25 protein-coding genes and 1 pseudogene are annotated in these 24,648 nt (G+C 46.3%); 16 read left to right on the top strand and 10 right to left on the bottom strand.

Going from position 1 to position 24,648, the window contains the following annotated elements:
* Positions 1 to 704: 704 nt before the first annotated feature.
* From LHUE1_RS02850 to truA, 5 genes are all read left to right on the top strand, one after another.
* On the top strand, positions 705 to 1,376 hold the full coding sequence (locus tag LHUE1_RS02850) for a hypothetical protein (protein ID WP_049170282.1): 672 nt from the start codon (positions 705 to 707) through the stop codon (positions 1,374 to 1,376).
* 134 nt (positions 1,377 to 1,510) lie between these two features.
* The gene (locus LHUE1_RS02845; RefSeq protein WP_025012544.1) at positions 1,511 to 2,347 is read left to right on the top strand and encodes an energy-coupling factor ABC transporter ATP-binding protein; all 837 of its coding nucleotides are present in this window, start codon (positions 1,511 to 1,513) and stop codon (positions 2,345 to 2,347) included.
* Positions 2,323 to 3,189 carry an energy-coupling factor ABC transporter ATP-binding protein gene (locus LHUE1_RS02840; RefSeq protein WP_049170280.1) on the top strand — a complete coding sequence of 289 codons (867 nt, stop codon included), beginning with the start codon at positions 2,323 to 2,325 and terminating at the stop codon, positions 3,187 to 3,189. The genes LHUE1_RS02845 and LHUE1_RS02840 overlap by 25 nt, the downstream gene beginning before the upstream one ends.
* Positions 3,182 to 3,979, top strand: a complete 798-nt coding sequence (locus tag LHUE1_RS02835; protein WP_010492569.1) for an energy-coupling factor transporter transmembrane component T family protein — start codon at positions 3,182 to 3,184, stop codon at positions 3,977 to 3,979. Before LHUE1_RS02840 ends, LHUE1_RS02835 begins: the two co-directional genes overlap by 8 nt.
* Positions 3,980 to 3,995: 16 nt before the next feature.
* Positions 3,996 to 4,739 carry a tRNA pseudouridine(38-40) synthase TruA gene (gene truA / locus LHUE1_RS02830; RefSeq protein WP_049170278.1) on the top strand — a complete coding sequence of 248 codons (744 nt, stop codon included), beginning with the start codon at positions 3,996 to 3,998 and terminating at the stop codon, positions 4,737 to 4,739.
* Between the two features lie 115 nt (positions 4,740 to 4,854).
* Here the strand turns inward: truA and LHUE1_RS02825 are convergent.
* The 4 genes and pseudogenes from LHUE1_RS02825 to LHUE1_RS02810 form a co-directional block, all read right to left on the bottom strand.
* Positions 4,855 to 5,370, bottom strand: a pseudogene (locus LHUE1_RS02825) (TipAS antibiotic-recognition domain-containing protein); the annotation flags it as partial.
* A 59-nt stretch (positions 5,371 to 5,429) separates the two neighbouring features.
* Positions 5,430 to 5,651, bottom strand: a complete 222-nt coding sequence (locus LHUE1_RS02820; protein ID WP_049170276.1) for a P8 family protein — start codon at positions 5,649 to 5,651, stop codon at positions 5,430 to 5,432.
* A gap of 123 nt (positions 5,652 to 5,774) precedes the next feature.
* Entirely contained in the window at positions 5,775 to 6,485 is a 711-nt protein-coding gene (locus LHUE1_RS02815) for an ABC transporter ATP-binding protein (RefSeq protein WP_217774490.1), read from the bottom strand.
* Position 6,486: 1 nt separating this feature from the next.
* The gene (locus LHUE1_RS02810; RefSeq protein WP_277848228.1) at positions 6,487 to 7,548 is read right to left on the bottom strand and encodes an ABC transporter permease; all 1,062 of its coding nucleotides are present in this window, start codon (positions 7,546 to 7,548) and stop codon (positions 6,487 to 6,489) included.
* Between the two features lie 80 nt (positions 7,549 to 7,628).
* Here LHUE1_RS02810 and LHUE1_RS02805 point away from each other — a divergent pair, with 80 nt between their 5' ends.
* From LHUE1_RS02805 to rpsI, 5 genes are all read left to right on the top strand, one after another.
* Positions 7,629 to 8,228 (top strand): TetR/AcrR family transcriptional regulator, encoded by a 600-nt coding sequence (locus LHUE1_RS02805; protein ID WP_049170274.1) that lies wholly within the window; start codon positions 7,629 to 7,631, stop codon positions 8,226 to 8,228.
* 154 nt (positions 8,229 to 8,382) lie between these two features.
* Positions 8,383 to 10,536, top strand: a complete 2,154-nt coding sequence (locus tag LHUE1_RS02800; protein ID WP_279280277.1) for a peptide cleavage/export ABC transporter — start codon at positions 8,383 to 8,385, stop codon at positions 10,534 to 10,536.
* 5 nt (positions 10,537 to 10,541) lie between these two features.
* Positions 10,542 to 11,912 carry an HlyD family secretion protein gene (locus tag LHUE1_RS02795; protein ID WP_049170268.1) on the top strand — a complete coding sequence of 457 codons (1,371 nt, stop codon included), beginning with the start codon at positions 10,542 to 10,544 and terminating at the stop codon, positions 11,910 to 11,912.
* Between the two features lie 177 nt (positions 11,913 to 12,089).
* On the top strand, positions 12,090 to 12,536 hold the full coding sequence (gene rplM / locus LHUE1_RS02790) for a 50S ribosomal protein L13 (protein WP_005686771.1): 447 nt from the start codon (positions 12,090 to 12,092) through the stop codon (positions 12,534 to 12,536).
* A gap of 13 nt (positions 12,537 to 12,549) precedes the next feature.
* Positions 12,550 to 12,942: a 30S ribosomal protein S9 gene (gene rpsI / locus LHUE1_RS02785; protein WP_010492533.1), complete on the top strand. Its 393-nt coding sequence runs from the start codon at positions 12,550 to 12,552 to the stop codon at positions 12,940 to 12,942.
* A 261-nt stretch (positions 12,943 to 13,203) separates the two neighbouring features.
* Here the strand turns inward: rpsI and LHUE1_RS02780 are convergent, their stop codons facing one another.
* The gene (locus tag LHUE1_RS02780; RefSeq protein WP_025012580.1) at positions 13,204 to 13,482 is read right to left on the bottom strand and encodes a hypothetical protein; all 279 of its coding nucleotides are present in this window, start codon (positions 13,480 to 13,482) and stop codon (positions 13,204 to 13,206) included.
* A gap of 294 nt (positions 13,483 to 13,776) precedes the next feature.
* Between LHUE1_RS02780 and LHUE1_RS02775 the strand changes: the two genes are divergently transcribed.
* Positions 13,777 to 14,043 carry a hypothetical protein gene (locus LHUE1_RS02775; RefSeq protein ID WP_049170250.1) on the top strand — a complete coding sequence of 89 codons (267 nt, stop codon included), beginning with the start codon at positions 13,777 to 13,779 and terminating at the stop codon, positions 14,041 to 14,043.
* A 51-nt stretch (positions 14,044 to 14,094) separates the two neighbouring features.
* Here the strand turns inward: LHUE1_RS02775 and LHUE1_RS02770 are convergent, their stop codons facing one another.
* Both LHUE1_RS02770 and LHUE1_RS02765 read right to left on the bottom strand, forming a co-directional pair.
* The gene (locus LHUE1_RS02770) at positions 14,095 to 14,706 is read right to left on the bottom strand and encodes an RloB family protein (RefSeq protein ID WP_049170247.1); all 612 of its coding nucleotides are present in this window, start codon (positions 14,704 to 14,706) and stop codon (positions 14,095 to 14,097) included.
* A 2-nt stretch (positions 14,707 to 14,708) separates the two neighbouring features.
* A complete protein-coding gene (locus LHUE1_RS02765) occupies positions 14,709 to 15,989 on the bottom strand; it encodes an AAA family ATPase (RefSeq protein WP_049170246.1) in 1,281 nt (426 codons plus the stop codon).
* 394 nt (positions 15,990 to 16,383) lie between these two features.
* Between LHUE1_RS02765 and LHUE1_RS02760 the strand changes: the two genes are divergently transcribed.
* The 4 genes from LHUE1_RS02760 (at position 16,384) to LHUE1_RS02745 (ending at position 20,237) form a co-directional block, all read left to right on the top strand.
* Positions 16,384 to 16,701: a hypothetical protein gene (locus LHUE1_RS02760; protein ID WP_049170244.1), complete on the top strand. Its 318-nt coding sequence runs from the start codon at positions 16,384 to 16,386 to the stop codon at positions 16,699 to 16,701.
* Between the two features lie 284 nt (positions 16,702 to 16,985).
* Positions 16,986 to 17,330: a YxeA family protein gene (locus LHUE1_RS02755; RefSeq protein ID WP_049170242.1), complete on the top strand. Its 345-nt coding sequence runs from the start codon at positions 16,986 to 16,988 to the stop codon at positions 17,328 to 17,330.
* Between the two features lie 321 nt (positions 17,331 to 17,651).
* Positions 17,652 to 18,410 carry an ABC transporter ATP-binding protein gene (locus tag LHUE1_RS02750; RefSeq protein ID WP_049170238.1) on the top strand — a complete coding sequence of 253 codons (759 nt, stop codon included), beginning with the start codon at positions 17,652 to 17,654 and terminating at the stop codon, positions 18,408 to 18,410.
* A 12-nt stretch (positions 18,411 to 18,422) separates the two neighbouring features.
* Positions 18,423 to 20,237, top strand: coding sequence for an FtsX-like permease family protein (locus LHUE1_RS02745; RefSeq protein WP_277848226.1), 1,815 nt, complete (start codon positions 18,423 to 18,425; stop codon positions 20,235 to 20,237).
* Positions 20,238 to 20,366: 129 nt separating this feature from the next.
* On the opposite strand, the gene LHUE1_RS02740 is transcribed toward LHUE1_RS02745, so the two are convergent.
* The 3 genes from LHUE1_RS02740 to LHUE1_RS02730 form a co-directional block, all read right to left on the bottom strand.
* Positions 20,367 to 21,185 carry a Cof-type HAD-IIB family hydrolase gene (locus LHUE1_RS02740; protein ID WP_049170237.1) on the bottom strand — a complete coding sequence of 273 codons (819 nt, stop codon included), beginning with the start codon at positions 21,183 to 21,185 and terminating at the stop codon, positions 20,367 to 20,369.
* A 270-nt stretch (positions 21,186 to 21,455) separates the two neighbouring features.
* Positions 21,456 to 22,193: a hypothetical protein gene (locus LHUE1_RS02735; protein WP_049170234.1), complete on the bottom strand. Its 738-nt coding sequence runs from the start codon at positions 22,191 to 22,193 to the stop codon at positions 21,456 to 21,458.
* Between the two features lie 428 nt (positions 22,194 to 22,621).
* Positions 22,622 to 23,824 carry a YncE family protein gene (locus LHUE1_RS02730; RefSeq protein ID WP_049170319.1) on the bottom strand — a complete coding sequence of 401 codons (1,203 nt, stop codon included), beginning with the start codon at positions 23,822 to 23,824 and terminating at the stop codon, positions 22,622 to 22,624.
* A 293-nt stretch (positions 23,825 to 24,117) separates the two neighbouring features.
* Between LHUE1_RS02730 and LHUE1_RS02725 the strand changes: the two genes are divergently transcribed.
* Entirely contained in the window at positions 24,118 to 24,594 is a 477-nt protein-coding gene (locus tag LHUE1_RS02725) for a Dps family protein (RefSeq protein ID WP_025012590.1), read from the top strand.
* The last annotated feature ends 54 nt before the right edge of the window (positions 24,595 to 24,648 follow it).

Below are 24,648 nucleotides of genomic sequence, written 5' to 3'. Positions count from 1 at the left end.
GATGGAGCGTTACGATGGTGGCAGGCCCAGTCCTGCTTAGTCTAGCTTGAGAGCACCGGGCAACCGGTGTCTCCATCATTAAATGATTTTTTTGTGTGAGCGTGAGCCAGCGCGGTCAGAAGCCGGAGTGTAAGTGGCCCCAGACCACAATGGCTGGGTTTTGGCCATTGTGGTCTGGGGTCCTTACATGCCAGGCTTCTGCGCTGGCGAGCGCGTTATAGAAAGCGGAAGCTAAACCTTCACCAAGCCTTCAGTAGCACAAGTCTCAAAGAATAGGTTTTGGCCATTTAGGCTTGAGGCCACTTACACGTAGATTTCTGCGACTGCGAGCGCGTTATAGAAAACGGAAATCAAACCCATACTTTGCCTTCGATAGAATAGACTTTCAGTACTGTGGGCGCGGCTATTTGACCATTGCGACCAAGGTTCTTACATGCAGGCTATTGCACCAGTGAAGGCGTTATAGAAGTAATCCACACCTGCCGTCAATAGAACTTCCTATTGACCAAACAACCACACCCAAGTGGCAGTAAAAAGCAATCGCCCAGACCTGAAGCGATTCCTTTTTACCGCCACTTTTCTTATAGCCCGGTCGTCTGCGACCTGTCCATATTCAAGATGCAGGCGGTCAATAAAAAAGTCACTACCGATCCAGCACAGCCATCATTTTTCCTGTATACTGCACAATATCGGAGGTGAAAGGCATGCACAATTGGCTAAAAGAACGAACACCATGGCAGATCGGGTTACTAGTGGTCGGCTGTTGGCTGATACTGTCTTTAACCTTTGTTACTTTGCTAATCAGTGTGACTCCCACGGCTGGCATTACCGGCGGACCATTTGTTCCAAGTGTTTACCGCGCTGCCAATGGCGATGTGACCGTGACGTGGTTGGCCGAAGTGTGGATTTTTGCGATTGTTTGCGGCTACTTGACTGGCAGACAGTATCGCAAACGCCAACAGTCGCCACGTTTGATTAAAACTTTGATACCACTTTTTTCCATGTGGCTTATTTTGATTGCTCTAACCCAGTGGCATCCGCTGGCAACTCAAACATTTCCAAAGTCAACGGCGGGCTTTTTCTTAGTCGTGATGCTGAGCTTTTTATGCATTTTTCCAGCAGGAATCATGTCTGCCTACATAGGATTATTTCGAAAAGGAAGCCGGTGGATTTGGGCGGTCTTCTTTATCTTTTTGATGCAAATGCAGCGTCCGTATTTATGGATTGTGAATGGCAAAAGTCACGTCGGCATGACGTTGATGCATGGGGATCCAGTGAAATGGGAAGCTTGGATTTTGACGATACTTGGATTGATCTTCGTTGCTTTTTTTGCCTTTATGAGTACAGATCCTGAGATAGTTAAGAAGGAATTTTAACCGACTACTTTCTGCCATGCTTTTCATTGCGAAGGTCTATCTGCGAAGGTACTATTTGCAAGTGCTTATTCCCAACAACTCAGTAAAATATGGTATTATTGTTCGGTATACAAAGCGTAGGAAGAAGGGTCGTCGTGGGCAACGTCATTCGTGTTCAACACTTGAATTACACTTATCCCGAGGCAAAACATCAAGCACTGACGGATGTTTCTTTTGATGTGGCTAAGGGTGAATGGCTCGCCATTATCGGGCATAATGGCAGCGGCAAAAGTACGCTGGCGAAGAATCTGAATGGGTTGCTGGCGCCTGAGTCGGGTACGGTCGAAGTTGCCGGAATGACGCTCAGTGAAGAAACGGTCTGGGATATTCGCGCCAAAGTCGGCATTGTTTTCCAAAATCCCGATAATCAGTTTGTCGGTGCAACAGTGGCTGATGATGTCGCGTTTGGTTTGGAAAATCGGGGTGTTCCTCGTGATGAAATGGTCAAACGGGTTGATGAGTCACTGAAACGGGTTGGTATGACGGCGTTTGCCGACCGCGAGCCGGCGCGGTTGTCGGGTGGTCAAAAGCAGCGGGTCGCAATCGCCGGGATTATTGCCCAGCGGCCGGAGATTATCATTTTGGATGAATCAACGTCAATGCTGGATCCGGCTGGTCGCCAGGAAGTGTTAGGGGTCATTCGTGAGTTAAAAGACGAACTTAACCTGACTGTCTTGTCGATTACACATGATATTGACGAAGCCGCGGTTGCTCATCGGATTATTTTGCTTAATGATGGTAAAATCAACGAAATTGGAACGCCAAGCGACATCTTTGCCCATGGTACGGACTTGTTGCGCTTGGGATTGGACGTTCCGTATTCGGAAAAGCTGAAAGATGCCTTGATTCAGCGCGGGGTGGCAATGCCGAAAGCATATTTGGATAATGAAAGGTTGGTAGACTACCTGTGGACATTACATTCGACCATGTGAGCTTTACCTATCAGGCAGGTACACCTTTCGCCGGTGACGGCATTAAAGATGTTTCCGGCACGATTCATGATGGCAGTTATACCGCGATCATTGGCCATACAGGTTCTGGGAAGTCAACGATTCTCCAGCACTTAAATGCGTTGTTAAAGCCAACATCCGGTACGGTGACGATTGGTGACAAGGTGATCACCAACGAAACGAATAATAAAAATTTAAAACCATTGCGGCAAAAAGTCGGCATGGTGTTTCAGTTTGCCGAAAACCAGTTGTTTGAACAAACCGTTGCCAAAGACATTGCGTTTGGTCCGCAGAATTTCGGTGTGAGTGAACAGGATGCTTTGGCATTGGCTGACAAAATGCTCGCCATGGTTGGATTACCACATGATGTGCTAGAAAAGTCGCCTTTCGACTTATCCGGGGGGCAAATGCGGCGGGTTGCCATTGCCGGAGTATTGGCCATGCAGCCTGAAGTCTTGGTTCTGGATGAACCCACGGCTGGATTGGATCCAGCCGGTCGCCACGAGATGATGACGATGTTTGAACGGTTGCATCGGGAACAAGGCCAAACCATCGTCCTTGTGACGCATCAAATGGATGACGTAGCTGATTATGCCGACACCGTCTGGGTGATGGCAAAGGGACGCCTGATTAAAACGGGCACGCCGCGGGAAATCTTCAGTGATCCAGAATGGTTGAAAGCCAACCAGTTGGGACTACCTAAAACCGCCCAGATGGCGCAACAGTTAACAGCAAAGGGGTTCCATTTTGATCCGCAGCCGTTGACTGAGACCGAGCTGGCTGATCAGCTGTTGCCGCAGATTGGGGGTGGCCAGCGTGGATAAGCTTCTGCTTGGCCGGTATATTCCGGGCCATTCATGGATTCATGAGTTGGATCCGCGGACTAAACTGATGGCGAGTTTCTATTATATTGGCATTGTTTTTCTCGCCAACAACTGGCAGACATATTTAATGATGTTTGTTGCCACCTTATTCATGATCTGGTTATCCGGTATTCGGATTGGCTTTTTCCTGCGTGGTGTGCGGCCGTTGATTTGGCTGATTCTGTTTACCGTTGCCCTCCAGGTTTTGTTTGTGCGTGGCGGTACGGTTTACTGGCATTGGGGCTGGTTATGGATCACAAAGCTTGGGCTGATTAATGGTGCTTTTATTTTTGTTCGGTTTGTGTTGATCATTTTTATGTCGACATTGCTGACGTTAACCACGCAGCCATTGTCGTTGGCGGATGCGGTTGAAAGTCTGCTCAAACCATTACGCGTGATTCGGGTACCCGTCACCGAACTGGCACTGGTTTTGCAGATTGCCTTGCGTTTCGTACCAACATTAATGGATCAGACAACGAAAATTATGAATGCCCAGCGTGCGCGCGGCGTTGATTTCGGTGAAGGTAACATTTTCCAACAGATGAAAGCTGTCGTACCATTGCTGATTCCGCTGTTTGTTTCCAGTTTTACCACTGCGGATGAACTGGCCACGGCGATGGAGGCACGTGGCTATCAAGGTGGCGATGATCGCACGAAGTATCGAATCTTACGTTACCATCAGCGCGATTGGATTGCTGCTGGCGGGATGGCTGTTTTGACTGGACTGTTGCTTTTGCTGCGGGCGTATTAGAAAGGAAACATGGTTTTTGACGCATTATAAAGTGACATTAGCTTACGATGGCACCAACTTTGCCGGCTATCAGGTTCAGCCAAAACAACGGACGGTTCAAGGCGTGTTGCAAAAAGCCTTGACCAAAATGACGAAGGGCCAGCCGGTGCATGTGGATGGTTCTGGGCGGACCGACTCAGGTGTTCATGCTTTAGGTCAGGTGATTAGCTTTGATTACCCGGGAAATATTCCTGCCAAGTCAATGTTGCGGGCGATGAATTCATTGATGCCTTTAGATATCGAGATATTGAAGGCAGAAATTGTCGCCGCGGACTTTCATGCGCGCTACTCGGCTAAAGGCAAGCGTTACATGTATCGGGTTGCGCGCGGCTATTATACGAATCCGTTTAATCGGCTTTATACTGGCCACTATCCCTATAAGCTGGATGTTGCCCGAATTGAAGTTGCTCTGAAGGATCTCGTCGGCACACATGACTTTACGAGCTTCGCTGCCAGTGGCGGTGTGATTAAAGATAAGGTTCGGACGATTTACGAGGCGACGGTTCGCGAAGATACGGCGACAAATGAACTCATTTTTGAGTTTTATGGCAATGGGTTCTTGTACAACATGGTACGGATACTGGTTGCCACGGCGCTTGAGATCGGCAACGGCCGACGCGAAGTCCATGACTTTCAACGGTTGTTTGAAGTTAGAGATCGGCAGCAGGCAAGAGGGACAGCGCCTGCTTCGGGATTGTACTTGAAGGAAGTTTATTATTAAGCTTAAAAAAGACGGTGACACAGTGTCACCGTCTTTTTTGTTAAGCTTGATTTTTCAATTGCGTTTGATGAACTATTTCCGCATTCAGAAGACATGCTTGCTGAACTTTTTCAATTTACCGTGTATAGTGGCGAATAATGGCGTTTAGCGTTTCAGCAGCACCATTTTTGCCGGTTCCATCTTCATAGTACTTGCTGAAACGTGGATCTGAGACGTACAGGGCGGCAAGGCTACGATGGGCTTTTGGCGAGTATTGTTTGGATGGCCAGGTGAGCTGCAAAAATTGTTTGTGCAGTTTGAAAAGGTGTTTGGCTTCTGGCGTGTTGAAGTCGTTTGTGCCAACAAGGGGTTTTAATTCATCTAGAATCTTTTGTTGCAATGCAGTGAGCTGTGCCACTTGTGCTTGCGACATTTTGCGGAATTTCTCGTTACTGGCGTTCACAATGTCCTCACCGTATTGTTCGCGGACTTCTTTGCCAAAAGTTTGTTCATTGTCATTGATTGCCCGATTTTTAAAGGCTGCGAATTTCTCATCGTCAGTCATAGTTTCGACTCCCTTTTCTAAAGTTTGATCCAAGGTTTGCAGCAATAAGCTCAGTTGGTCGCGTTTTGCCATGATCAGTTCGCGCTTACACCAAAAGAACCGCGGCCCGGGGCTGCGGTTCGCGGTTCATGATGTTCAGTTTTTGATTATTTCTTGAGGAGCTTTTCTGCCAGTGCTTTGACTTCATCGTCGGACATGTCGAGGACTGGTTTCATTTCTTCCTCGGTCTTGATGGTGTCGCGGCTGTTCTTTTCCATGTAATAATCCCACAGCGCGTCACGAACGGGTGCTTCGCTGTCGCTCCAGTCAAATACCTTGTTCATTGGTTCATCGAGAAACAATGTCTTTTCAGGATCTACTGATGCCATAATGAATTACCTCCATGATTTAGACTCAATTTTGATACAGGTTCATTATAAGCCTTTTACCGGTTAATGATGCAAATTTTTAGCACTGTTTTTAATTGAGTGCTAAAAATTAAATAATTTTGACTAAATCGCGGTTTCCTGAATTTTTTCCAAGCTGGACTTAGGAAGGGCTCTGAGGTGGCCGTCGCGCATTTCATAAACGGTGTCGACGGGATCGAGTAATCGGGTGTCATGAGTGATCATGATGACGCCACGGTCGGTATTGTGCGCAATATCGGCGAGCTGTTGTACGACTTGCAGCGCACGCTTGGTGTCTAGGCTGGCGGTCGGCTCATCGGCCAAGACGAGCGGTGGGTCATTGTACAGTGCCCGAGCGATGGCCACCCGCTGCCGCTCGCCGCCGGAAAGTGCCGCTGGGTAGTTGTCAGCAAGGTCGGTGATGCCCAGCATATCGAATAACTCGCTTTTCGACATTTTGTGCTGTTTATGGTGATTGAACCGATCGACTAACGCCAGCTGATCTTTGACCGTTAAAAAGGGGATCAGATTGCTGGCTTGCAAGATGAAGCCGAATGTGTTGAAACGCAGTTCAGTGCGTTGATGCTCCGTGAAATGTGTGGTGTCTTGATGATTAATGATGACCTTGCCGCCACTAGGACGCTGCAAATTACCGATAATGGTGAGCAGCGTGGTTTTTCCCGAGCCTGAAGGACCGATAATCGCGGCAAATTCACCTGCTTTCAAAACGAAATCGGTTGGTTGCAAGGCCGTGACTGCAGTGCGGCCGCTGCCGTATATTTTCGTTACTTGGGTTAATTCAACGAGATTGGTCATGTTATTCCCCTCCTCCGATGGCAGCTAATGGGTCAACTTTAATAATGCGTCGCAGCGAGAACAGGCCACCGACTAATGACATGACAATCAAAGCAGCGGCAATACTCGAGAAGAGTGCGGGGTTAGCATAGAACGGCATCGTTTTTGGCAAAATGAACTGCGTGAGTCCTAGCAATCCGGCGCCAATGCCAACTCCGACGACGGCAAGAATCAGAATCTGCCAGAACAACGCAGCGATAATGGATCGGGTACGAATACCTTGTGCCCGCATGACGCCGTACATCGAGATTTTTTGAATCGTCAAAATATACATAAAAATACCGATAATCAGTAACGTGATCCCGATCATGGCGCCAATCATCAACGCAAAGGTGGATGTTTCGGCGGTATAGCCAGGGATGTTGTTAATCAAGGTTGCCCGATCAATTTGCTGGGTTTTGGCGGGAATTGTCTTAAACGGGCGACTACTGATGACGATTGAAACATTGGCCGCGTTGGCTTGGCCATATTTTAATTGGCGAAAAGTTGTCAAAGTTGTATAAAATACAGGTACAGTGTAGAAGCGGCGATCATGCGTGAACCCGACAATTCGGTACTTTTGGTCACTGCCATTGAGTGTGATGCGATCACCTTTGTGCAGGCCTTCGTTGGTCACACTATCGTCGGCCAGAACCTCATGATTGTTTCTTGGCATGCGACCACTGGTGACAGTCGGCTTTAACTTACCGGCGAGGTTAATCCCAAAAACGTTGCTATTGACTTTCTTGTCCGTGCTGGTATTCTCGGCGACCACAGAAACTTGGCCGAGCACGGCGGTGTGCTTGTTAGCAACTTTATCGACCTGCTGTTTGGTCAGGCTGGAACTCAGCAGGTTTTTGTTGGCATATTTAGACATGAGTACATAATCACCGGGCAAGGCGTCAATCGCAGTGCGGTTGTTGCGCGCCAGTCCGGTTGCCAGACCCGTCAAGAAGAAGACAAGATAGGCAATGAGGACGAACGTGACGACAACTAAAAGATAGCGCGCCTTGTTATGCAGAATTTCTTTAATGGCAAGAAACATTTCGATCACCTCCACTTGAATTTTGTAAAATCATTATAGCACTCGTTTATCAATTGATAAATAAAAAGGGCTTGGTAAAAATGAATCAACGAGAACAGCAAAAGAAGGCGACCATTGCACGCATTTTGGCCGCAGCGCAGACATTATTTATGACTAACGGCTATGCCAGCGTCACAACGCGGATGATTGCTGAGGCCAGCAACGTGCAGCAACCGTTGCTCTATCACTACTTTGGCACCAAAGAAAAACTGTACTTGGCAGTGGTGATGCAGGTGAGTGACAGCATGGCGGCCAAAATTGCGTCGGCGCAAACTGGCAGTGGCAGTCTGGCTGCTAAAGTGAACCATTTAGGGCATGTTTTGACCGATGACAATGATATGAACCTGCAGATGGTGATTCACGACATTGCCAGCTTGAAGGCTAGCGCGCGGGGACAGGTTTTTAAAGCCTGGCAGGACAGTTTGCTCGCGCCGTTAGACCGCTTTTTTGCCGATTTTCAATCAGAATTACTGGAGGTATATCAGCCTCGGGAAGTCACATTATACTTTTTAAACATCCTGGCCGTTTATTTGCGACCGTCTAATACTGCAGAAAACGGTGGCTTCCAGCAACAACTGCCACTTGATCGGGCGTTGCAGATGTTTTGTACAGGTGTTAGCCAAACGGACGAACAAAAGTGATGTGGGTACCTCTTTTGTTCATGAGATTAACGGCCTCATTCCTCTTTTAAATAACAAACATTTTAATTTTTGTGATAAGCTTAGTATTAATTAAAGGTTGATCAAGCATAGCAACAAGGGGAGCGCGCACATGAGGGTTACCGGGAATTTTTGGGTGAGACATGTCAATCGGTGTGACTATGTGCCACAAGCTGACCCGCGAGAAAGCGGCGTTGCAGCTTTGAACATGGTTTTGAAATTTTATGGGGCAGAGATATCGCCGACGCGTTTGCGGGCACTGGCTGAAGTGGACCAGACCGGGACGACATTAGATGACCTGATTCATGCTGCCGAGGCACTTCATTTCACAACGAAAAGTGTTATCAGCCTCACCCCGAAGCGTTTAAACGAAACTCCGCTTATTGTGGCGAGCCGAGACGCGCAGGCCGGCCAACAGCGCTTTGCTGTTGTCTTTAAAATCACCAAACGGCATTTGTTGGTAGCAGATCCTGATGTGACGGTTGGGGTTAAGTGGTTATCCTATCAACAATTCAACCAAACATGGGCTGCAGCTGGCGCTATTATTAAACCGAGATTGAACCATACAGCTGTTAAAATGCCTTCATCACATTTACGGACGATTAAAGCGTTGATTTTGCAGCAAAAAGTGGCTTTGGTGTATTTGATACTTGCGGTGCTAGCGACAACAGGTATCAGTGTTGCAGGAGCTTTTTTCCTCCAGATCATTGTGGATACTTATCTGCCGAATGGATTAATGAGGCCGTTAGCCATCATGGCGCTTGCACTAATGGGAGCAGGGCTTTTTGAAGCAGTGCTGACCTGGGGCCGTGAGCTTTTGTTGGGAATGTTGGATCAGCGGCTCATGATTGATGTGACCTTGGCCTACGTGCGGCGGTTATACGCAATGCCGTTGCCTTTTTTTAATCGACAACGACAAGCGCTCACTGCGCAAGTGGCTGAAACGAATCGACTCATTGGGGTTGCTGCCAAAACACTTGCGACCCAATGGCTTGAAACACTTGCTGCGACAATATTACTTGTTTTATTGGTTGTTATGAACTGGAAGTTGGCGTTGCCAGCTGTTCTGGCTATATTTGGGGATGCCTTACTGATGTGGCTTTTTCGTGATCGTTTGCGAGCAGCCGGTTACGCTACGAGTCAGTCCGGTGTGGCGGTTAGCACCGAAATTACTGAAGGCCTTCGTGGCGTTGAGGCAATGCAGGCATTACGTGCCGAACCTGATCTTTTTCGGCGGGTTGATCAGGCGTTTGCCGATGATTTACATAAAAAGTTTGCTCAGCTGCAGTTTGTGCAACTTCAACGGGCGGTGCAGCGGGCGTTTCATTTCATTTTAACAGTCGATCTTTTATGGCTAGGTGCCAGCATGGTCGTAACGCAGCAACTTAGCCTCGGTCAACTGGTAGCATTTGCTGCCTTGTTCGTTTACTTTATCGGCCACTTGACACAGGTGGTGCGGTTGCAGCCGCAACGGCAATTAATCGCTGTTGCCGACAGCCGTTTGCGTGATCTTCCGTCAAGCAGTGCGGCTGATCAACAACGGCGCGTCAGTGATTCGCAACAAATTTCCGGGACGATTAAATTAAGCCAAGTTACGTTTGGCTATCGGCAAAAGCGCTCTGTTTTACAAAAGATTAATTTAACGATTATGCCAAATCATAACATGGCAATCGTTGGCGCAAGTGGTGCTGGTAAAACGACTTTGGCACGTTTGATCGATGGCTTATGGCCGCTTGATGCCGGAAGTGGGACGATCACTTTTAACCAAACGAATATTAATGACATTCGCTTGTCGCTACTACGCCAATATGTTGCCTATGTTCCAGAACGGCCGGTGATTTTCTCCGGCTCCATCCTGGACAACCTGCGTCTTGGCAATCGATTTGATGTGACCGATGATGACATGGATGCTGCTTGTGAAACGGCCGAAATTGCCGATGACATTACAAACCTGCCAAACCTAGTTTACACACTGGTTGATGCCAATACCGAAACGATGACAGCGAGTCAAAAACAGCGGCTGGCAATCGCCCGGGCGTTACTATCGCCAGCTAAAGTGCTTATTTTTGACGGGACTTTTAGTCAGATTGAAAATGCTACAGCTGAGCGAATTCTTGATCGCCTGTTTGCAATTAAGGACCGAACGATTATTTTAATGACGCAACAACCGCAGCTAGCGCGTAATGCCGATAAAATTGTTGTGTTGGTTAATGGCCGCATCGTTGAGCAGGGAAGCTATCCGATTTTGTTTGCCAAGCACGGGTATTATGCCCAAATGCTGAGGAGGTAGTCGCCATGAGTCAAAAAGAAAATCAATTCGTGACGGCTACTGATTTTACCCGGCGTTTCAAGCATTTTAAGCGTTGGATAGCCGTACCATTGATCGTGTTTATTTGTCTCCTCGTTCTTTTTATGGCCCTTACCAAGCAAGAAAAAACCATTCAGGCAAATGGCACCATGGCTACCAGTCAGCGAGGCCGGGCGCTTTATGTACAAGGCCCAGCGACTATCACCCAAGTCATGATGCAGTTCGGCCAAAGGGTTCGCAAAAATCAGCCTATTTTGGTTTATCGCGTAACCGCTGATACTGATCGAATTGACGATCTTGCCAGTCAGATAACCGACCTGAAAAAACAGCAAAAGCAATTGCAAATGTTCGGTCAAAGCGTTGACCAAAATAAGAATCTTTTTTCCGAAGCCGATCAATATGGCTATCAACAAGCGGTACAGACTTATTTAAACCAACGGCAAATGGTGACGCAGACGTTATCTGGAAATGCGGCGGCGAGTGACAACCAAGCGCTTACTAACAAAAGGCAGGAAGTTGACCAGCTACTGACAACAATGATCGCTCAGACGGCGACCGAAATCGGCCAGATTCAAGTTGCTGAAGCCGCCATTCGAGGTCAGGGGAGTGTTGCCGCCGATAATCCTTATGCTGGCTTTTATCAACATTACCAGCAGGCAGTCGCCACCGCAGATGCAGCGGGGAAGGCGGCCATTCAAACCCAAGATCTTGCCCAACTGCAAGGTCGATTAAATGATCGGCAAAAACAACTGGCTGCCTTGCAAGCACAGCAGCAAGAAAATCAACAAACGACAGGAACTGGTCAGGCCAGTGCAGAAACGTTGCTAACGACTTTGCAAACCATAACTGAGCAAACACTTGCAGCGGACGCGAAACGCATCCAGCAAACCCTTGGAAAGCTTGAGGCAAAAGACAATGATTTAAGGCACGCCGGCCAACCGCAAACCATTAAAGCACCAGTAACAGGGTTGATCTATTTTCGCCAGTCAGCGGTGGCTGATCAGCAAATCGTTGCTAAAAGACAGGTAATCGGCCGGATTTTACCTGAGCAAAATCACCAATCTTCAATCAGCTTCACCTTGAAGGTTGCAAAAAAGGACGTTTCTAGCGTTAAATGTGGTCAGCAGGTGCGTGTAAAAGTCGAACCAAATGCTGGGGACACACTTATACTTACCGGAAAAGTCACACAGATACCATCAACAAACCAGCTGCAGCAAGGAGCCTTGCAGATAACGGTTCAGAGTCGGGTTAGTCAATCGCAACTCGCCCGGCTTCATGACGGAATAACGGCACAGGCTTCGATCGTTACTGGCTCGCAATCTTCCTGGCAGGCATTGGTGCGGAATCGTGGGATTTAACGACAGAATTTTTGTGGTTAGATTTAAAAACACACCGATACACTCGCTTGTGCTGTAATTTAAGATTGACTTGAGCCTGAATCGTTGGTATTCTAGTAGCTGGTATTGTTTGCCCCACGATAAGCCCCGGAAACTTAACGTGTTCAAACAAGCACAGAATTATGGAGGAAACAAATCGTGCGTACAACATTTTTGGCTAAGCCAGGTGAAATCGAACGTAAATGGTATGTGATTGACGCAACGGATATCGCGTTGGGTCGTCTGTCATCTGTCGTTGCTTCGATCTTGCGTGGTAAGAACAAGCCGCAATTCACCCCAAACGTTGATACCGGTGACAATGTGATCGTTATCAATGCTTCCAAGCTAAAGTTGACTGGCAAAAAAGCCTCAGACAAGATTTACTATCGTCACAGTCAGCATCCAGGTGGTTTGAAACATGAAATTGCTGGGGATCTCTTGCGGGACAACCCGGCACGTCTGGTTGAATATTCTGTTAAGAAGATGCTCCCGACCAAGAATACACTTGGCCATCAGCAATTCTTGAAGCTTCATGTCTATGCTGGGGAGGAACACCCGCATTTGGCACAGAAGCCAGAAGTACTCGACATTTCAAACTTAATCTAAGGAGGCAATTACTGTGGCACAAGTACAATACGCAGGTACAGGTCGTCGCAAGAACTCCGTTGCCCGGGTCCGTTTGGTTCCCGGCACCGGCAAGATCACGATGAACGGTAAAGACGTTCGCGACTACCTTCCATATGAAAACCTGATCACCGATTTAACTCAGCCATTTGGCATCACCGAAACCACTGGCAGCTACGACGTTCTTGTTAACGTCAATGGCGGCGGCTTCTCTGGCCAAGCTGGCGCAACTCGTCACGGCATTGCCCGTGCCCTGTTGACCGTTGACCCTGACTTCCGCGGCCCTCTTAAGAAGGCCGGCATGCTGACCCGTGACCCTCGTATGAAGGAACGGAAGAAGTATGGTCTGAAGAAGGCTCGTAAAGCTTCACAGTTCTCCAAGCGTTAATCATTCGATCAATATTTGGAGCATCGACACTTTCCCGAAATCTGGGAAGGTGTTTTTTTGTTTAAAAAAAATCGACGCTGTCATTGCAAGCTTTGCAGTGACAGTGTCGATTCAGTTGTTGACCATTATCTCAACCTTTTACAGGTTCGTTTGTTGATGCAGTTCAGCAGGTCTCAATTGCTAAGGGAGCATATTCTGACATCAGCCATTTTTGACACTTTGTTTAAGACTGCCAAGCGGACTGACAGCTCCCTGTCTGCTTTAGCACTCCGCTTGATCTACGACTATCATTTCGAGAACCGTAGTAGTTTCTCGTAAAGTTACATTTCCTAACCCGAGAGGTTCTATCGCAAATAATGCTGGTTTTCCAACGGCAAGATTCAGAACTTCATAAACAATTATTCGTTCATTGTCCCGCCGCAATGAACTGGATTCCTGAGAAGGAACCCTTTCAAGCCATTTTTGATTGTCGGTGTTGACCAATTTATAAACTGAGCCTGAAAGTGTCTTGATTAGATAAACACCCTTTTTAATGGTCATGATTAGTCCTCGCTTTTTTATAGGACCAGTATATCATAGTGATTTCAGGAAGCCTCGGTGAATGTTTAAGGTGCAGAGTGTTATTTTAAAATAAGCTTAAACCTTCAATAATTCCTCTGACCACGGACATATGCCGCCATTTTACACAGCTGTTATCGGAGTGTGTGTAAAACGGCGGTATATAACTTGAAAAAGTAAAGAGGGCTCTTGACCAGCCAAGGTGGTGGGAATATCTTAAACTTAACAAAATTGATTTTTGATATGTAGCCCAATTTAGAAAAAAGGGATGATGATATGTTCACACTTTTACTCGGGCTCCTCTTGGCTTTCAACGGCTGCGTGTTTATCACTGTCTTCTTGAAGCTTCGTGAAAACGATGCTCGCGAGACACTTGAAGATTCACCATCCAACATCATCCTGTTTGTCTTATTGGCAGGGAAAGTTGCTAAGCGCCTTGGCGTAAACGATCCTTACCGTCGCGCTTCGTTAGTGGGTGGCATTGTTTTGGTACCTACTTCGCTTGTCTTAATTGTGATAGGGCTGGGAGAAGTTATGGCTTAATGCCTTTCATATCGGTTGTTGCATGACAAACGGCCATTTAGTGCGTGGCTTTTAAAATTCGGTGACGTCAAATATTTCTTGAATCGCATGGTTCATATTTGTGAAAGGATCATTTAGGAAAAGCGGTTCAGAATATCCATTTTCTAGAGCATCAGCATTCATTTTGGCTGTTTTTACCTTGTCATAAAGAAGGTCATCGTAAGGTTTTCCCTTAAAACGGTCGTAATTGGTGTTGAAGAAAGCAGGGCCTGACAAGATACTGTTTAACTCAGTCGGTGTGTATGGACGACGAACGGATTGAAAATGCATCAAGATCCAGACTTCAAGATTGACATTTGAGAAAATGATAGACATCTTGTGTTGCTTGGCGAACCTGCGACAATCCGCAATTTCACTTGGACCCAAGCTGTCTCTATCAAATACGACATAGACTTTTTCTGCCTGCTCATTGCTTTTTAGTCGCTGAACTTTTTGGAAGGCTTTTTTAAGTAGCGACATGCCACTCAGGCCAACGGAAGTGATGACCAATTTAGGTGAGCGGACGTGTACATTGGCTGCATGATACTTTCTTTTTAACATTTTGAAATAAGCTTTTTCTGACTCGCCTTCGCAGTAAATTGCGATGATCTTTTTATAAGGTATCTTCCGTGATTTTCGGGGCATCATTACTTCCTCGCTGGTGGATTGCTGGCATTTAATGCGCTGAGCATCTCGTCAACATCAATTTGCGGCAGGGAGCCGAATCGGCCTTCAATATAGCGCTTCATATATTGAACGTCATGGCGGGCTGTGTTTTTACTGTCCTTGAAATCAAAAACAGAGTAAAGCGAACTTCTGCCTTGAAAATCTTTCTCAACCAGATAAATTTGATCCGTTCGCAATTCTGAATTGAGCAGTTGCAGTTCGTGGGTGGTCAAAATGAACTGGTTTCTATTTTGCTTAGAGTTGAAGATTTCGATTAACGCTTTTGATAATTCGAAATGTAGGGAATCATCAAATTCGTCGAAAAGAATTGTCTTACCATTGCCGTTAAGATGGGCATTGATGATAGAGAGTGCAATCAGAAAAATCTTTTGGGTGCCCCGTGATTCTTGAGTAAGTGGGATTTCCTCAGTGCCAATAACGTTGCCGTTATCATCGTATTGTTTGTGGGAAGCATAGAGTTCTTTTCGAGTATCAGGAAGGTCAATCTCTGGTTGCAAAGTCGCCATGATTTTTTTGATCTCTTCCGGGAGGCTCAAAGGAATATCTCTGACTTTAACATCAACAATATTGAAGTCAGCAAAGCGAAGAAAGCGTAGAAATTCATTTTTGATTCGTTTGTCATCCATTAACTCGGTTAGCTGGTCAGGAATAATGTTCTTGCTATTGACGAAAACAAGATCCTTTTGAAACCATTCGAGAACTGTAATTGCCGCGGAAATATTTGCCTTTTGTGCATTAAAAAGAAAAAGTGAGTTCTTTTTGGTATTTGCGGCAACTTTCTTAAGCTCCTCATCCAGCACCGGATAATTTTGACCCTCCCTAGCAAAAATCGTCCGTTCAGTTGTTTTGAGAACCTGGGTTAGTTTCTCGGCAACGATTGCTTTGGAAACGTAAGAGAAGGAATATTGAAAGGTTTGATTTCCATAATTGAATTTAACTTGAAATTTGGTCGGTGTTTTGGCATTAAGCGGATTTAACCTAAATGGATTATACGGCAATGATGTAGTGATTTTATCAGGGTCGTTTAAGACCATGGATCGCATCAATTTAAGTGCATTGATGATATTTGTCTTGCCAGAGCCGTTTGGACCAATAATTATGAGATTTTTTAGCAGCGAACTGTTGTTTTCCCTGATGGTATTGGTTTCCTTGAGGCGGCTGAGACGTTCACCTGTTTCAGCTGAAAGGATCATTTCGTCTTTGATAGAAGTAGCATTCTGGACGGAAAATTCAATAAGCATGATGGTAACCCTCCTTTGTGCTTTATATAGGCAGTATATCATGGTTAGATTGAAAAGTCTTAGCAGATGCATAAAAAGTGTGAACTGCAATTCGTGGCTCTTTACGTGCAACTTTTATTATCTAATTTAGCGAGATATTTATGAGAGTTATCTTCGTTATGACATTCATCAGTTCACGCTTTTATGTGTTTAATGTCATTATGGAGGTGTCTTTCAGTGTGAGATACTACAATGAGATCATGAATCATTTGCCTCATGCACTGCCGTAAAACGTTCCCTATAGCGTGACAATCACAAACAAAAATCCGCCATCCTCTTCATATTCGTAATTAACAAAGACCATGTTAAAATGATAACAAGTTAGGTCTCTCAATTAACCAAAGAAGGCGGAAGTTTGAATCATGATACATTTAAAGAATATGTGATGTCCCATTGCCATGCTGTGCGTGATTTTCGGCGGCGCGCGGTTGTCTACCAGCGGCTGAAGCACGCGCAGGGATGCGCGGCGGACCAGCGAGATCCCGTGATAGAAGAAAAGGCTGTTGAGGCGATGGTGGAGCGGTTTGTGTGCAGCGCTTATTGCAACTTGAAACGCTACATTAAAGAAGAGGATCAAGATTCGCGGCAGGCTTGGATTGCTTTCATCGAACAGCAAGACGTCTTGGCTAGCTTGGAAGCAAGTGCCAGCCAGATAGTTTTGCACGACGAGTGAGTGAAGGTTAGCTGTGCTTTGTTGACGGTCAATTAGCATTCAAGTGGTCAGCATATGCCCGCTGGTGCGCCGCGCTATTGATCTGCACGGATTTTTTTCCTGTCGAAAAGTCGTAAAAGTGAACTTGCTTACAAACCCGTTAGTTACGCCTTGTGATTTGTTAGACAATTCTATTTCCAACATAAACGCCCACTTGATAAACTATCTGAAAGCTTGGCAGCTATGGAAACAAGCATCTCTTTGAATAGCTGGCGGCTGGAAATTAAAAAAGGGGCGAAACGACATTGAAAAAAATGCTAATAGGATTGGTTGTCCTGATGGTGCTGGGATTCGGTGCCATGAAAGCTTATCAACATTTCAGCTACGGCGGTCCGAGCTACTATACGAAGATTACGGAAAAAGGTAAAGAATCAAATGATAGTGAAGGCAACAAGCAGTATGACTATAAGCTGACCGGTTATGATGAAAAGGGTCAAGCCAAGCAACTCAAGTTTAAAGTTTATCGTGACCGGCCTTTGAAGATGAATGCGTATCTAAAGATGACTTACAACAAAAATCGTGGCGTGACCCGCTGGCAAAGTGTGCCTTCTAAGGATGTGCCAAAAGCGGCAAGAGAAAAATTAAATTAAGCGACCGCACTTTGGTTAATCGCAAGTATTCGTGAGTGACAAGGTTTCGATTGATGGGATTCTAAAAAATCAAGGCCTTGTTTTTCTTTTGCCGCGATATGCTCATTTGGACACAACCACCTGCACCACATCGAAGCCGGTTTTCGAAGCAATCAAAATGAACACAGGTACGGACAAAATCAGAAGTAAAGAAAAGTTAAAGTGGCTTACAAAGACGTTAGCTTGAAAAGGTTGTTTGTTAGCCCATTATCAGGAAATGCCGGTCTAGAGCCGGTATGATGACATTATTCAAAAAAGCAAACACGCAAATGGAGGATTATCATGGACAAACAACCAGTTGTAACGGTTGAAAATGTGACCAAAACCTATGGCAAACGCGGTGAAAAGCAGACGCCAGCATTGAAAGGCGTTAGTTTCCAGGTTGAACCTGGTGAATTTGTTGGCATCATGGGGGCGTCTGGCTCAGGGAAGACGACTTTGTTGAACATTCTCAGTACGCTTGATCGCCCAACTTCTGGTGCTGTTCGCATTAAAGGCGAAGATGTGACCAAGTTAAAAGGCAATGCACTTTCGGATTTTCGGGCCAAGAAAATCGGCTTCATTTTCCAGGACTTCAATTTATTGGAGAACCTGACAGGCCGGGAAAATATTGCCTTACCGCTGGCGCTACAGAATGTCAGTGCCAAAAAGCAACAGGCAGCGGTTGATCAAATCGCGGCAACGCTAGGTATTGCCGCGGTGTTGGATCATTATCCGACCGAGTTATCCGGCGGCCAAAAACAGCGGGTGGCCGCGGCACGGGCCTTGGTTCAACAACCGGACATTTTGTTTGGGGATGAACCGACTGGCGCCTTGGACTCCAAAGCAGCGCGCGAGTTGCTGGATACGATGGATGATTTAAATAAGAATCACGGGGTTTCGATTTTACTCGTGACGCACGATCCATTTTCCGCTAGTTATGCAAGTCGGATTCTTTTCATTAAAGACGGTCAAATCGGATCTGAGTTGGTACATGGGGATAAGAGCCAAGAAGCGTTCTATCAGGAAATCCTGGAAACACTTGGCACATTTCAAAAATAAGGAGCGGCATCTATGTTAAGCAAACTTGCACTTGGCGGCTTAAAGAACCGCTTCCGCGACTATGCGGTGTTATTTTCTGGCCTGGTGATTGCCAGTGCTGTCTTTTATATGTTCATGGCGCTGGCAACGAACACCAGCTTCTTAAAACAAAATTCGCCGATTAGCTACACGCCGTTTATTTTTGGCTTTGGGGCAGTACTGCTGGCAATCATTACGTTTGTCTATATTGTTTACGCCAACAGTTTCCTGCTGAGTATGCGGCAACGCGATTATGCGATGTTTATGATGCTCGGAGCAAAAGGGCGGAAGATCGGACAGCTCATTTTTCTTGAAACAGTTGCGATTGGGATTTTCGCAACGTTTGCGGGCGTTTTGATTGGGTTAGTCGGCACCAACTTTATTGGTAAATGGTTGATTAATGCCCTGCACGCCCAAGCAACCGGCTTCTCCGCTATCTGGGTACCGGCGATTTTATGGACGTTCGGATTCTTCGTTGTCTTGTTCATTTTATCGGCGATTTACAATACGGCTAAGTTGCTAAAAATGCCGATGATGCGGCTATTACGACAAGCGCAAACGCCGAATCGGGTTAAACAGAAAAAAATCTTTTTCGCGTTGCAAATTGTATTAGGCTTAATTTTACTGGCGGTTGGATATTACTGCATGGGTAATGCGACTCATATCGGGATAAAAGCCATCCCGACTGCTTTAGTCACCATTGTGATGGGGACATATTTCTTATTCAATGCGGTCTTTGTGGCCTTAATTGCCTTGTTGAAGCGCAACCATTCTTTTGCTTCCAAGCAGCTGCATACTTTTACATTGTCGCAATTGAGTTTTCGGATTCGCGACTATACACGGATCCTGTCCGTCGTGTCCATTTTGGTAGCCTTGGCATTAGGGGCGATCACTGTTGGACTAGGGTTTACCCATGATATTCCCGTGCTGGCCAGCCAGTACACTGCTTATGATTTGACGGTTGTATCACCAAATGCCCAAACGCAAGCTGAGATCAAAAAGTTGCAAGGCGTCACGGAGAAGCAGCAGTATACACTCAAGTCAGATGCCAAAACGGTTTATATTAGCCAGCGTGCACTTGACGCCCATCCGTTGAAGGTCCAGATCCGTGACCAGAGTAGGAATGGCAAGTTGCGCTCGGTGACGTTGACAAGCCGCAACTTTAACAAAATCGCCACGCAATACTCAGGCGCTATTGGGATCTTTATTGGTGATAACCGCGGAAAACAAATGCGGGTTGCAGATGACGCGACCTTTGCCAAACTCGGGAATGCCGAAACATTGACGACCTTTAGAGTTAAGAACTTCAACCAAAATTATGACACCATTGAAAAGATTATAAACTTGCAAAACAAACAGTATCCTAAACTGTGGGGCAGTGATACTGATCAAAAATTCGAGTCATACTCCATTCTTAACGGGATGTACTCCGGACTTGCCTTTATGGGCTTCTTCTTAGGGCTGTCGTTCTTGGCAATGTTGGCTTCGACCTTGATGTTTAAGATTTTATCCGGCGCTAACTACGACAAGCGCCGCTACCTGATGTTGCAGAAAATCGGCGCACGTCCCCAAGTGCTACGTCGTTCCATTCGGCAGGAAATCGGCGTGCTTTTCCTTCTGCCAGGCATCGTCGGCATGATCCACGTTTTGTTCGGATTACAATTGTTCAAAATGATTCTGCAGGCACCTTATGACAACCTAATCGTGCCGTTCGGCGTATTCATCGTACTTTACGGTTTATACTATCTGATCACCACTTGGATGTATCAGAGCATCGTGATCAACAAGGATCTGGCTACTAAAGGTTAAAACTGAGACTTGGTCCCAATCAGGCAGATCAACTATTAAGGGCGCTAGTTTTCGACTTAGGAAAACTAGCGCCCTTTTCGCGGTGTCTTTCACTTAATGATAGCTTTATCGCAAGCGTTGCGTTGATGTTCAGCGACCTTTGACGGCATGCCGTTGATCGGTTGTTATCAGTGTTTCCATAAACTTCAAAACACCCTGTTCTTCGTTACTTGTCGTCGTGGCATCAGCGACAGCGGTCACGCGCGGATCGGCATTGGCCATGGCCACACCTAAGCCGACTTCCTGCAGCATCTCCAAGTCATTACCGCCGTCACCGAAGGCACACATTTCGGACAAGTCGATTCCAAGCTTTTGCCCAAGCAGCGCAAGCCCTTGCGCTTTGTTCACGTTAGGACGAATCAAATCAATGTCGCCGTGACCGCTGCTAGTCGGAGTCGCAACGCCAGCCAGCGCACTGCGCAATTCAGCAACAATCGCATCTGTACGCTCTGGGGGACAGCCGATGGAGAACTTAAGGATTTTGTCGTCGAGTTCATGGTAGTCATGTAGTAACGTCAGCTTAGGATAATATTTTCGCATGATCGCCAAATGATTTGGATCCATGGTGTCCAGTGTGTAGGCGCCGGCTTGACCACTGACGGAGACTTTTAAATCAGGAATCTGTTCAAGGTGGGTTAGGATCGGATGGATAATCGAGGGAGCAAAGGCATTCAGGGCATAGATGTGGTTGGCGTCGCGAATGTAGGCCCCATTTTCCGCGACAAAAATGGTTTCGGGATAGTCTTCAAAGAAAGACCGTAACTGAAAGTACTGGTTGCCGCTTGCGATGACCCAATAAATGTGGTGTGCTTGCAGCTGGTGATAGAGTCGGTCGAACCAGTTGCGATCGTAGCTCATGTCATTCCGCAAGAAAGTACCATCCATGTCGGTTGCGATTAGTTTAATCATCATCAATCCTCCGTCAGTCTTGTGCGTTGATTCCGGCAGGTGACCGTTATCAACGTTGTTAGCCAGCCATTTATCATTGAAAGTTGTTGTAGTTCTGCGTTGATACTTCTATGACAATAGTACCTTATTTGCCGATGTTTAAGCTAGAGCTGACTTAACTCGGAAAGGCGGCTGATAAACAATCGCATTATTCATTAACCACTTTTTCAACTAAATAAAATTTGCAAATTTGTAATAGACTATATTCAAATTAGATAGGCACAGGCAAAACTAAACGCCGTCTGGATTGCGCCCTTTTTCCTTAACCGACTGCAACATATACCTATCTTCCCCCACAGCCTGCTTAGCGCCTTGTTGCCAAAGCCGCCCATTGACGTGATGCATCAATATCTTGGCAGTCTGATGATCCACCAGCACTGTGTGTTCATGCTGCGGATCGTCAGCTAACGGTGCGTGGCCTGCACTGATCCGGGCCAGTTGTTCCGTCACATCCATCAAAAGCCGACTACCTGCCAAAATTTCCGAAAAATGCGCGGCATGATAAGTTGTCGGTAAAGTCATTTTCATATTCCCGCAAAATTTGACGGTAATGATCTGCTTGCCTCCGCGACGCTGAATGGCATGGTCAACTAGGTGATGGGAAGCAACCCAAATGACACTGCGATGATCAGGCGCAGATAGCGGTATAAATGCATAGCCGGGTCCGGCAAGCATCTTCGGCAACTTTTCCGCGTTACCATGATATAATTTCGTCACGATAACTTGATGTACCGATTGCGAATAAATAGATTCGTCTTCGTGATAACGGACAAAGCTTAAAGAGGTATTCGGCAACAGATAGTTGGCAGTCGCAGTTAGTGCCAGCATTTTCCCGGACAGAAAATTGGCTGGCAAAGGGAGAATCGCAATAATTTCCCTTAGCGGCAACTGCACGCCATCCGAAACCAAAGCCTCCGCGGCGAGTCGTTTAACGAAACATTCATGTTCTTCATTTATGGCTTTGTCCATAGAGCGTTATGTATAGCTTGAATATTATCGTAAACGCTTTCAAAAAGAAAGCCAAACGACTTACCGAGTTAACATATTGGTCCGCTTTAGAACGCTATCCATAGGAAAACTATTTGACGCGCGGCATTATCCGATTACTGCCACCTCAAGACAATCAAGCCAAGTTGGTGGTGATCAAGTTATGTATAGGTTGATCCTGCGTGAGCGGTAAACGTGAGACATCAAGTTAGGCGGTGGATAGTTGATCAGGCACAATGATCTTAGGATCGTTGTGTTTTTGTTCGCCGATCGTTTTCCGTGACGCAGATGCTACCGCTAAAATTATCCGACTTAAAAATAAACAACCGTAACCTCTCGCAGTCATTGAACTGACGAGTAGGTTACGGCTGTTTTATGATTTCCAATCACTAATGTTCAGGCAAAATGCTCTAAACGGTTAAAGGCAAGTACATGATCCGATCCATGTAATGCGGCCGATGGAAGAACCAGCCTTCTTCACGATAAGCCTTTGCGCCACTTTCGAAGATAAGGAGCAACTCATTTTGATTAGGGTTAAAGCTGATTTCCTCAACTGAGTTCGGGACATTGATCATTTTATCGCCAGCTTTTGGGGATTTAAAATCTAACTTTTCCCACCCTTTATTCACGGCCATGCGGATCCAGATTTTGCCTGGCGCACTGCCGTTTGACTGGCTAAACAACGTCACGCCATCCTTGGCAATGGCAACGCCTTGCAGCCGATCCCACGCCGGATTGTAAGAGTTGATGATTTTCTTTTTGATGAGGGTTTTGAAAAGAATGTCTAACATTTGGGTCGTGCTTTTATGTTGCGTCTGCGGGGCGAGGTCGGTGACGATCTTGTCAAACTGTTTTTGCGTGATCGCATTTGGCAGGTTCTCGTCATTTAATGGCAAGGCAATCAGCGAGCGGCCGGTGGTCTTTTTACCGTATTTCACCAAGACCAATTGATGGTTGTAAAGGGTCATGGCCGAGGTGCGGTTAGCCAGGTGGAATGGAATCCGCGTCGAGGCCAGCGGTGCCTGGTTGACTTGCGGCTGATAGGCGTCAATTTCGCGTTGCGCGGCATAACTGATCCCGGCACCGCCTGCTTTCGAATTATCATCCGACCAAAGCAAACGCTGCTTGTCGAGATCGTAAGTAATGCCGCCGACATGCGCCTTGGAGCGCAAAATAAGTGTCTTATTGTAACGACCGGTTTTGGCATCAATTTCGATAATAATGGAATTTAACCGATGATCACCATCATACATGCTGACATAGAGCGCTTTTTTAGACTGAGTAACCCCTTGTGGCACCCAGTTAGTTCCAAAGGCCGCTTGCCGGGTTTTGTTGTCGATTGACCACGCGCCTCGCAACCCCGGGATCACCGCCATCTTCGTCTTCTTTGCCAGGTGCACACCAGACGACGGTTGCCGAATTTCGGTAATTCGTTTTTGTGCTTCACTTTCAGACTGCAGTGGACGCGGATCCGCCTGCCACTTTTTGACGTCGGCAGGTTGATCAACCAGTTGCTGATAATGATAGTGGTCAATTAGCCACCACCCGCCGATGCCAAGCACCGCCACACTTACAAGGGTTCCGATTGTCACCCAACTCCATTTTTTCAAAATACTCCGCTCCTCAGCTTTAAGATTGCTAATAAACATCTTTATTTATTGATGCCATAGTGGCGAAATCAAGTCAAACATTTTGCTGTAGCAGCACTTCGCATTGATTTTTAGTTGATGGTTAGGATCAAATGTATTGAATAAATTTTTCCGAAAATGATTTTATTGTTCTGGAAAAGACTGATTGATAGTTGATGTGGGTTGTTCCGAGCTTTTTGCTAGAACCTCACAATTCCTCTGTGCCATAATGAAGTTGTTGTTGCAAACCATGTGCCAAACACAAGGAGGAATGATTGATGTCTGATGTTAAGTACCCGCAAACCATTGACCAGCTTAACCAATTGATTGCGGATTTGATGCAGCTTCAAACAAATGTGCAACAGATTCACTGGTATATGCGCGGGCATAACTTCTTTCGTCTTCACCCATTGATGGATGATTACAAAGATCAACTAGCCGAAGCGTTGGATGCAATTGCAGAGCGGCTCATTGCTTTAGGCGGCTCACCGTATGCGACCACCCATGAGTTTATCGAACATACTGGGTTGCCTGATGAAAAGGTGGCGTTTGGCCAGTACACGCTGGTGGAGTTAATGCAACGTCTCGTTAAGCAGTTTAAGTATTTGGCTGACCAGTATCAGAAAGCCATTGAAATCACCGATCAAGAGCGCGACTTTCCAACTCAAGACATGATCAACGGGTACAAAGAAGAAACGGACAAAAACATTTGGATGTTAAACGCGTACCTTGGGAAAGGCCCGTTAGATGATTAGTTTGCCATAGCGGCTTTTGATGATGACGACATAAAAACGCCGGCATACTTTTCA

Source organism: Lacticaseibacillus huelsenbergensis (genome assembly GCF_029726355.1).
In the GTDB taxonomy this organism is placed as follows: Bacteria; Bacillota; Bacilli; order Lactobacillales; family Lactobacillaceae; genus Lacticaseibacillus; species Lacticaseibacillus casei.
The sequence above is the reverse complement of the archived record's forward strand: the minus strand, read 5'-3'. Positions and strand labels throughout refer to the sequence as shown.